The sequence below is a fragment of the Intrasporangium sp. genome (genome assembly GCF_039812505.1).
Taxonomy (GTDB): domain Bacteria; phylum Actinomycetota; class Actinomycetes; order Actinomycetales; family Dermatophilaceae; genus Intrasporangium_A.
In genome coordinates this window covers 1-7,745 of sequence record NZ_JBDIAQ010000162.1, presented here as the reverse complement: position 1 = coordinate 7,745, position 7,745 = coordinate 1, and the positions used below count along the sequence as shown (strand labels likewise).

General features: G+C 74.3%; 8 protein-coding genes and 1 pseudogene. 5 read left to right on the top strand and 4 right to left on the bottom strand.

Annotation, left to right across the window (positions count from 1 at the left end):
* Positions 1-779, bottom strand: a pseudogene (locus WMI84_RS15655) (hypothetical protein); the annotation flags it as partial.
* Between the two features lie 234 nt (positions 780-1,013).
* Between WMI84_RS15655 and WMI84_RS15650 the strand changes: the two are divergent.
* Together WMI84_RS15650 and WMI84_RS15645 are read left to right on the top strand one after the other, a co-directional pair.
* Entirely contained in the window at positions 1,014-2,027 is a 1,014-nt protein-coding gene (locus tag WMI84_RS15650; protein WP_347354705.1) for a zinc-dependent alcohol dehydrogenase family protein, read from the top strand.
* 55 nt (positions 2,028-2,082) lie between these two features.
* A complete protein-coding gene (locus WMI84_RS15645; protein WP_347354704.1) occupies positions 2,083-3,138 on the top strand; it encodes a pirin family protein in 1,056 nt (351 codons plus the stop codon).
* Between the two features lie 65 nt (positions 3,139-3,203).
* Here the strand turns inward: WMI84_RS15645 and WMI84_RS15640 are convergent, their stop codons facing one another.
* Together WMI84_RS15640 and WMI84_RS15635 are read right to left on the bottom strand one after the other, a co-directional pair.
* Positions 3,204-3,962: an SDR family NAD(P)-dependent oxidoreductase gene (locus WMI84_RS15640; RefSeq protein WP_347354703.1), complete on the bottom strand. Its 759-nt coding sequence runs from the start codon at positions 3,960-3,962 to the stop codon at positions 3,204-3,206.
* Positions 3,962-5,140: an acyl-CoA dehydrogenase family protein gene (locus WMI84_RS15635; RefSeq protein WP_347354702.1), complete on the bottom strand. Its 1,179-nt coding sequence runs from the start codon at positions 5,138-5,140 to the stop codon at positions 3,962-3,964. Before WMI84_RS15635 ends, WMI84_RS15640 begins: the two co-directional genes overlap by 1 nt.
* Positions 5,141-5,205: 65 nt before the next feature.
* On the opposite strand from WMI84_RS15635, the gene WMI84_RS15630 reads away from it, so the two are divergent.
* The 3 genes from WMI84_RS15630 (at position 5,206) to WMI84_RS15620 (ending at position 7,179) form a co-directional block, all read left to right on the top strand.
* Complete coding sequence (locus tag WMI84_RS15630; RefSeq protein WP_347354701.1) at positions 5,206-5,814, top strand: TetR/AcrR family transcriptional regulator; 609 nt, start codon at positions 5,206-5,208, stop codon at positions 5,812-5,814.
* 84 nt (positions 5,815-5,898) lie between these two features.
* Positions 5,899-6,426, top strand: a complete 528-nt coding sequence (locus WMI84_RS15625; RefSeq protein WP_347354700.1) for a DUF488 domain-containing protein — start codon at positions 5,899-5,901, stop codon at positions 6,424-6,426.
* Between the two features lie 54 nt (positions 6,427-6,480).
* On the top strand, positions 6,481-7,179 hold the full coding sequence (locus tag WMI84_RS15620) for a dienelactone hydrolase family protein (RefSeq protein WP_347354699.1): 699 nt from the start codon (positions 6,481-6,483) through the stop codon (positions 7,177-7,179).
* A gap of 74 nt (positions 7,180-7,253) precedes the next feature.
* Here the strand turns inward: WMI84_RS15620 and WMI84_RS15615 are convergent.
* Positions 7,254-7,745, bottom strand: a 492-nt coding sequence (locus WMI84_RS15615) for a 2'-5' RNA ligase family protein (protein ID WP_347354698.1), incomplete at its 5' end; no start/stop codon positions are given.

The window sequence follows — 7,745 nt, the reverse complement described above, 5'->3', positions numbered from 1 at the left end:
CCGGCAGACTGGTCTGCCGGGGGCGGCTGCTGCCCACTCGATCCGGATTGCTGCCCACTCGATCCGGATTGCTGCACACTCGATTGGGCGGGGGGGCCTGCTGGCGGGAGCTGCCCCCTCCCCCGGCCACGCACCCCGACGAGGATCAGGGCGGCGCCGAGGCCGACCAGGACCAGGCCGACACCTAGCAGCCCGGCCACGACGGCCCACAGCGCGCCGGTGCGGACCCCCGTCGTCGCGGTCACCGCGACCCCGGGCGAGCCGTCCGCGTTCATCACGGCCGCCGCCCAGCGCCCGTTGCGCAACGTCCACGTCAGCTGCTGGGTACCGGTGCCGCTGACGCTCTCGTCCCAGAACGACTGCTCGCCCGGCGGCGCCACCACGGCCGAGCCGGGCACGTGCCGGTACCGGACCACGCCGCGCCACTCCACGTCGAGCACCCGGTCGTAGGCCGCGCCGGCCAGGTAGCCACGCAGGTCGGCCTCCGGGGCCACGCCGACGAAGACCGGCTGCCCGTCGAGGGACCTGGCGGTCACCCGGGCCTGCAGGTCGAACCAGCCGACCACCCGGGCGGGACCGTCGAGATGCACCATCAGGTCGTCGGCGGTGACCGCGACGCCGGAGGACTCCAGCCGGCTGATCTGCAGCGACATCCAGCCGCCGTTGCCCCGGGCGGCCAGCCCGGCCAGTCCGACCGCCCCACCCCCGAAGAGGACCCCGACCCCCGACAGGGTCACCAGGCAGCCGATGACGATCGCGATGATGTGACGGGCTCTCATGACCACTCCCGACGACAGTTCCTGACACGCCCTTGACATCTCGACGCTACGGGCCGCCGGCCCGTCGGTTCCGGGACCTACGTCCCCGTTCGTCCAGCGCCGCCGGGTCGCCTGCGTCACCCCGCACGGGGCCCGGCCGCCCATCCCGAGGGCGGGTATGCCGCCGAGCCGGTCCAGCGGCATCCGTGACCCTCGGGAGCACGAACGCCGGCGTGCGGGGCGAGAATGGCGGGCATGCGAGCCACGACGATCCACGGTCCGGGCGACATCCGCGTCGAGCAGGTCCCAGACCCGCGCATCGAGGAGCCCACCGACGCGATCGTGCGGGTGACCGCCGGCTGCATCTGCGGCTCCGACCTGTGGCGCTACCGCGGCGACAACCCGATCACCGTGGGCAGCACGATCGGGCACGAGGCGGTCGGCGTCGTCGAGCAGGTGGGCGCGCAGGTCCGGCGCGTGCAGGTGGGCGACTTCGTCATCGTCCCGTTCTGCCACTGCGACAACACCTGCGCGAACTGCCTGGCCGGCGTGCAGTCGGCCTGCGTGCGCTCCGGCACGACGCAGAGCGGGCAGGCCGAGCTGACCCGGGTGGGACAGGCCGACGGCTCGCTGGTGCGCACCGCCCCGCCCGGCCCGCACCTGCTGCCCTCGATCCTCGCCCTGACCGACGTGATGCCCACCGGGTGGCACGCCGCCGTGTCGGCCGGGGTCCGCCCCGGGATGACGGTGGCCGTCGTCGGGGACGGTGCCGTCGGGCTCTGCGCCGTCATCGCCGCCCGGCAGCAGGGCGCCGACCGGGTCGTCGTCATGTCGCGGCACGCGGACCGGCAGCGCCTGGCCACGGCGTTCGGCGCGACCGACGTCGTCGCCGAGCGGGACGAGGCGGGCGTCGCGGCCGTGCTGGAGCTGACCCGCGGCGTCGGTGCGGACGCGACGCTCGAGTGCGTCGGCACGGACCAGGCGGTGCGGACGGCGTTCGGCCTGGCCCGGCCCGGCTCCACGGTCGGGTACGTCGGGGTGCCGCACGGCGTCAGCCTGCCGATCGAGCGGATGTTCGGCCGCAACATCGGCCTGCGCGGCGGCGTCGCGCCGGTCCGGCGCTACCTGCCCGACCTGCTGGGCCGGGTGCTGGCCGGCTCGATCGACCCGGGCCGGGTCTTCGACCTCGACCTGCCGCTGGACGAGGTGGCCGAGGGCTACCGGGCCATGGCCGAGCGGCGCGCGGTCAAGGTCATCGTGCGACCCTGAGCCGGACCACTGCCGAGCCGAGCCACTGCCCGCCCGGGCGGCCTACAGTCGGGCCATGAGCAACCTCGAGAAGAACCCGGCCGAGGTCGTGTGCGCCGACCGGGAGGAGCCCGGCTCGCCCGCGGTCGTGCTGCCCTACCGGCAGGTCCCGCTCGGCGGGCCGCGCGCGATGACCGTGCGCCGCAGCCTCCCGCAGCGCGAGCGCAGCCTGATCGGGGCGTGGTGCTTCGTGGACCACTACGGCCCCGACGACGTCGCCCTGACCGGCGGCATGGTCGTGCCGGGCCACCCGCACACCGGCCTGCAGACCGTGTCGTGGCTGTTCACCGGCGAGATCGAGCACCGGGACACCACCGGGGCGCACGCGTTCGTCCGGCCGGGTCAGATGAACCTCATGACGGCCGGGTCGGGCATCGCCCACTCGGAGTACTCGACGCCGGCGACCACGCTGCTGCACGGGGTGCAGCTGTGGACCGCCCTGCCGGAGCCGCACCGGTCCGTCGCGCCCCGGTTCGAGCACTACGAGCCGCCCGTGCTCGAGGTCGACGGCTCGCGGGCGCTCGTCTTCCTCGGCACGCTGTTCGGGCAGACCTCGCCGGTGTCGACCTACAGCGAGCTGGTCGGCGCCGAGGTCACGCTGCCGGCCGGTGGCTCGCTGGGGATCGACGTCGACCCGGCGCACGAGCACGGGGTGCTGTGCGACACCGGCACGGTCACGGCCGGGGACGCGGTCGCCAAGCCCGGCGAGATCGTCTTCCACCCCGACGGGCGGGCGCGGCTCACCCTGGAGGCGAGCCCGACCGAGCCGACCCGGGTGCTGCTGATCGGCGGGCGCCCGCTCGGCGAGCGGATCGTCATGTGGTGGAACTTCGTGGGCCGGTCCCACGAGGAGATCGTCGGGTTCCGCGAGGACTGGCAGCGCGAACGGGGCGCGTTCGCGCAGCACGGGTCGTCCCCCGGGGAGCAGACGTCCGGGCGCGAGGTGCGGGACAGCGGCATACCGGATGCCGTCGGGCGGGGGGCCCGACGCTACGGGCCCTTCCCCACGCAGTGGGAGGGCACGCTGCCCGCGCCCGGCCTGCCCAACGTCCGGCTGCGCTCGCGCGGCTGAGGCCGGGCCACGCGGCCGGCACCGTCACCCGCGAACGGTTCGTTCGGGGCAGCGGTGGGTTCGGCTCAGCGGGGGGCCATCCGCAGGGCGCCGTCCATCCGGATGACCTCGCCGTTGAGGTAGTCGTGGTCGACGATGGCCAGCGCCAGCTGGGCGTACTCGTCGGGGCGGGCGAGCCGGTGCGGGAAGGTGACCCCTGCGGCGAGCGCCGCGCGGGTGTCGTCCGAGACGGTCGCGAGCATGGGCGTGTCGACGGTGCCGGGTGCGATGGCCATGACCCGGATGCCGTACTGCGCGAGGTCGCGTGCGGCCGGCAGGGTGAGTCCCACGACACCGCCCTTGGACGAGCTGTAGGCGGCCTGGCCGACCTGCCCCTCGAAGGCGGCGATCGAGGCGGTGTTGATGACCACGCCGCGCTGGCCCTGCTCGTCGGGCTCGGTTCGGGCGATCGCCTCGGACGCGAGCGCCAGGACGTTGAAGGTGCCCACCAGGTTGATCTGGACGACCTTGGCGTAGAGGCCGAGGTCGTGCACCCCCTTGCGGCCGAGGATCCGGGCGGACGGGCCGATGCCGGCGCAGTTGACCACGACCCGCAGGGGGTCGCCCGCGGCGGCCAGCGCGACCGCGGCGCGCACCTGGGCCTCGTCGGTCACGTCCGTCGGCACGTAGGTGACGCCGTCGGGGGCCGGTCCGGCGGCCTCGCAGGCGGCCGGCAGGTCCAGGGCGAAGACATGGGAACCCTTGTCCACCAGCGCCTTCGCCGTCGCCGCGCCGAGTCCGGAAGCCCCGCCGGTGACGATCGCAGCGGTGTTGTCGACGTGCATCAGTGGTTCCCCTGCCTCTGGACGGTGATCGTGCCGGCCGGCCTGCGCAGCGACCGGCTGATCACCAGCCGCTGGATCTGGTTGGTCCCCTCGAAGATCTGCATGACCTTGGCCTCGCGCATGTAGCGCTCGAGGGGGAAGTCCTGGGTGTAACCGTAGCCGCCGAGGACCTGCACGGCGTCGGTGGTCACCCGCATCGCGTTGTCGGTCGCCACCAGCTTGGCGACGGAGGCCTCGCGGCCGTAGGGCAGGCCCTGGTCCTTGAGCCGGGCGGCGTGGATCAGGCAGGCCCGCGCCGACTGCACGGCGGCCTCCATGTCGGCCAGCAGGAAGCCGAGCCCCTCGTGGTCGATGATCTTCCGACCGAAGGCCTCGCGCTCCTGCGCGTACTCGACGGCACGGTCGAGGGCGCCCTGGGCCAGGCCGGTGGCGCAGGCGGCGATGCCGAGCCGACCGGCGTCGAGGCCGGCGAGCGCGATCTTGAGGCCCTCGCCCTCGGCGCCGAGCCGGCGCTCGGCGGGGATCCGCACGTGGTCGAAGCGCATCGTGGCCGTCGTCGAGCCCATCAGCCCCATCTTGTGCTCCGGCGGGTCGGCGGTCAGGCCCTGGCTGTCCGCGGGCACGAGGAAGCACGAGATGCCGCCCCGGTCGTCGGAGGTGCGCGCCATGAGCTTGTAGTAGTCGGCCTGCCCGCCGTGGGTGGTCCATGCCTTCGCGCCGGTGATCACGTAGTCGTCCCCGTCGCGCACCGCCCGCGTGATCATCGCGGCCGGGTCGGAGCCGGCGTGCGGCTCGCTGAGGCAGTAGGCGCCGAGCAGATCGCCGCCGAGCATGCCGGGCAGCCAGCGTTCCTGCTGTTCCGCGGTGCCGCGGGTCACCAGGCCGAAGCACGACAGCGCGTGCACGCTCGTGCCGACCGCGATGCTGGCCCAGACGCTCGCCAGCTCCTCGATCACCTGGACGTACACCTCGTAGGGCTGGCCGCCGCCGCCGTGCTCCTCGGGGTAGGGCAGGCCGAGCACGCCCATCGCGCCGAGCTGGGCGAAGACGTCGCGCGGGAAGGTGCCCGACGCCTCGGCCTCCGCCGCGCGGGGGGCAAGCTCCTCGGTGGCGAAGTCGCGGACCAGACGGATGAGGTCGGCGGCCTCCGGGGTGGGCAGGACACGGGATGCGGGCATGGGGATCTCCCTGTGGTCGGTACCAGGAACTGCTCTACAGTACCAGTATTGGTATCGTGTTCGGTATGACGGAACTCGCAACCGAGGTGGCGGCGCTCACCCCCCGCGCCCGCGCGAGGCGTGGCGCGGTCCTGGCCCGGCTCCGGGCGCTGTTCCTGGCCGAGGGGTTCGCCGACCTGACGATCGCCGACCTGGCCGAGCGGCTGCGCTGCTCCCGCTCGACGCTCTACCTGGTCGCGCCGAGCAAGGAGCAGATCGTCGTGGCGACGGTGCGGTCGTACTTCCGGACCGCCGCGAGCTCCATCGAGCAGCGGCTGGCGGCCGAGCAGGACCCGGTGGCCAGGTTGCGGCGCTACCTCGACGCGGTCGCCGAGGAGCTCGCGCCCGCGTCGCCGGCCTTCCACCGCGACGTCGCCGCGTTCCCGCCCGCTCGTGAGGTGTACCGTCAGAACACGGAGTATGCCGCCCAGCGGGTCCGAGCCCTGATCGACGACGGCGTCGCGGCCGGGCGGCTGCGCCGGGTCGACGCCGCCTTCGTCGGGGCTGCGGCGGGCGAGGTGATGGCCGCGATCCAGCGCGGGTCCATCGCGGCTGCGACCGGGCTGGACGACGCGGCGGCCTACCGCCAGCTCGCGGACCTGCTGGTGCACGGCCTGGAGGCCCGGGACACCTGACGACGCGCCCGGGAGCCGGGCCGGCCGAGCCGGGCCTGACCCGCCGCCCCCGACCTCCCGGCCGCGCCTCCTATGGTCGAGGACATGGTGATCTACACGATCGGCCACTCGACGCGGGCCTTCGACGAGTTCGTCGCGGTGCTGCGCGCCTACCACGTCGAGGCGGTCGCAGACGTGCGCACCGTGCCGAAGTCCCGGCACAACCCGCAGTTCCACATCGACTCGCTTTCCCACACCCTGCCCGACGCCGGCGTCGACTACGTCCACCTCACGGCGCTCGGCGGGCTACGGCACACCCGGCGCGACTCGCCGAACGGGGCCTGGCACAACGCCAGCTTCCGCGGCTACGCCGACTACATGCAGACACCCGAGTTCGCGGCCGGCCTGGACGAGCTGCTCGAGCTGGCCGAGCGCAGGCAGACCGTCGTGATGTGCGCCGAGGCCGTCCCGTGGCGCTGCCACCGGTCCCTGATCGGCGACGCCCTGCTGGTGCGCGGCCACGAGGTCGTGGACATCTACGACGCGCACACCGCGAAGCCGGAGACCCTGACCCGCTTCGCCGCCGTCGACGGGCTGACCGTCACCTATCCGGCGCCCGACCCGCACGACTGATGTCGGGCACGCCGGCGCGCCCGCGGGAGCCGGCCGAACGGCATACTCACGCCCATGAGCGAACGCGTCCTAGTCCCGACCCGCTCCGGCGACCTGCCCGCCCAGCTGTGGCGCCCCGCAGCGGGGTCCGGTCCCGGCATCGTGCTGTGCCAGGAGATCTTCGGGCTGAGCCCCTACATCCTGCGGCGCGCCGCGGACCTGGCCGAGCTCGGGTACGTCGTGCTCGCGCCGGAGTTCTTCTGGCGGCTCGGGGTCCGCGAGGTCTCGGAGCAGGACGGCGGGCTCGAGCGGGGCATGGAGCTGGCCGGCCGGGTCGACTGGCCGCTCGCGGTGCGCGACGGCGCCGCCGCCGTGCGGTGGCTCGGGGCGCGCGCCGAGGTCACCGGGCCGGTCGGGCTCGTCGGGTTCTGCTTCGGCGGCGGCCTGGCGTTCCACGTCGCCGCCGTGGAGCCGGTGGCCGCCCTGGTCAGCTACTACGGCTCGGCCCTGCCGATGCTGCTCGAGCTGGCCCCGAAGGTGACGGTCCCCAGCCTGCACCACTTCGGCACGGCCGACTCGTTCCTCGACCGGGAGACCGTCGCCCGGGTCCGTGCCGCGGTCACGGCCTCCCCCGCGACGGTCTTCCACGAGTACGACGGCGCGGACCACGCGTTCGACAACCCCGACCTGCCCTGGCACCACCCGGCCGCCTCGGCTCAGGCCTGGGGCCGCACGGTCGCCTTCTTGCGGGAGCACCTGCCGGTGGGCGCCTGACCGGCGTCCGGTCGGCGGCATACCGGCGGGTATGTCGCCCACCGGCGGTCGCGCGCAGGTTGCCTCCGGCGTGGCTAGAGGAGCCGGGGCAGCGGCCAGGCCTGCCCGGTGGAGCTGTCGATGACCACCGCGTGGTCGACCGTGACCGTGAGGGGCAGCACGTCGGCGACCGCCTTGACGACGATCGGCAGCTGCAGCCCGGTCGCGCCGGTCGCGAGCGAGACGTGCGGCACCCACGCGCCCGGTTCGTAGTGCCGGTGCAGCACCGCCCCGGTCGCCGCGACGGCGCCGGCGACCGCCTCCTGCCGACGCATGACGTCGGCCGAAACTGCGGGCACGAGCGCCGCGCGCCCGCGCGGGAAGGCGACCGTCCCGTGGAAGCGCAGCTCGAACGGCTCGCCGGCCGGGAGGGTCTCGAGCGCGGCCCGGACCCGGCCCAGGTCCCACTCGAGCAGGACGGCGTAGGACAGGTGCGGCAGGTGGTGGCCGTGCGTGTGCGACTGCAGGGTGCGGATGCCGCTGTCCTCCAGCCGCGCCCACAGCTCCCGGACGAGGCGGTCACCGCG

Coding starts and splice junctions, on each gene's coding strand:
- WMI84_RS15645 (WP_347354704.1), top strand. CDS start 2,083: ATGAGCAACCTCGAGAAGAACCCGGCCGAGGTCGTGTGCGCCGACCGG.
- WMI84_RS15650 (WP_347354705.1), top strand. CDS start 1,014: ATGCGAGCCACGACGATCCACGGTCCGGGCGACATCCGCGTCGAGCAG.
- WMI84_RS15630 (WP_347354701.1), top strand. CDS start 5,206: ATGACGGAACTCGCAACCGAGGTGGCGGCGCTCACCCCCCGCGCCCGC.
- WMI84_RS15635 (WP_347354702.1), bottom strand. CDS start 5,140: ATGCCCGCATCCCGTGTCCTGCCCACCCCGGAGGCCGCCGACCTCATC.
- WMI84_RS15625 (WP_347354700.1), top strand. CDS start 5,899: ATGGTGATCTACACGATCGGCCACTCGACGCGGGCCTTCGACGAGTTC.
- WMI84_RS15620 (WP_347354699.1), top strand. CDS start 6,481: ATGAGCGAACGCGTCCTAGTCCCGACCCGCTCCGGCGACCTGCCCGCC.
- WMI84_RS15640 (WP_347354703.1), bottom strand. CDS start 3,962: ATGCACGTCGACAACACCGCTGCGATCGTCACCGGCGGGGCTTCCGGA.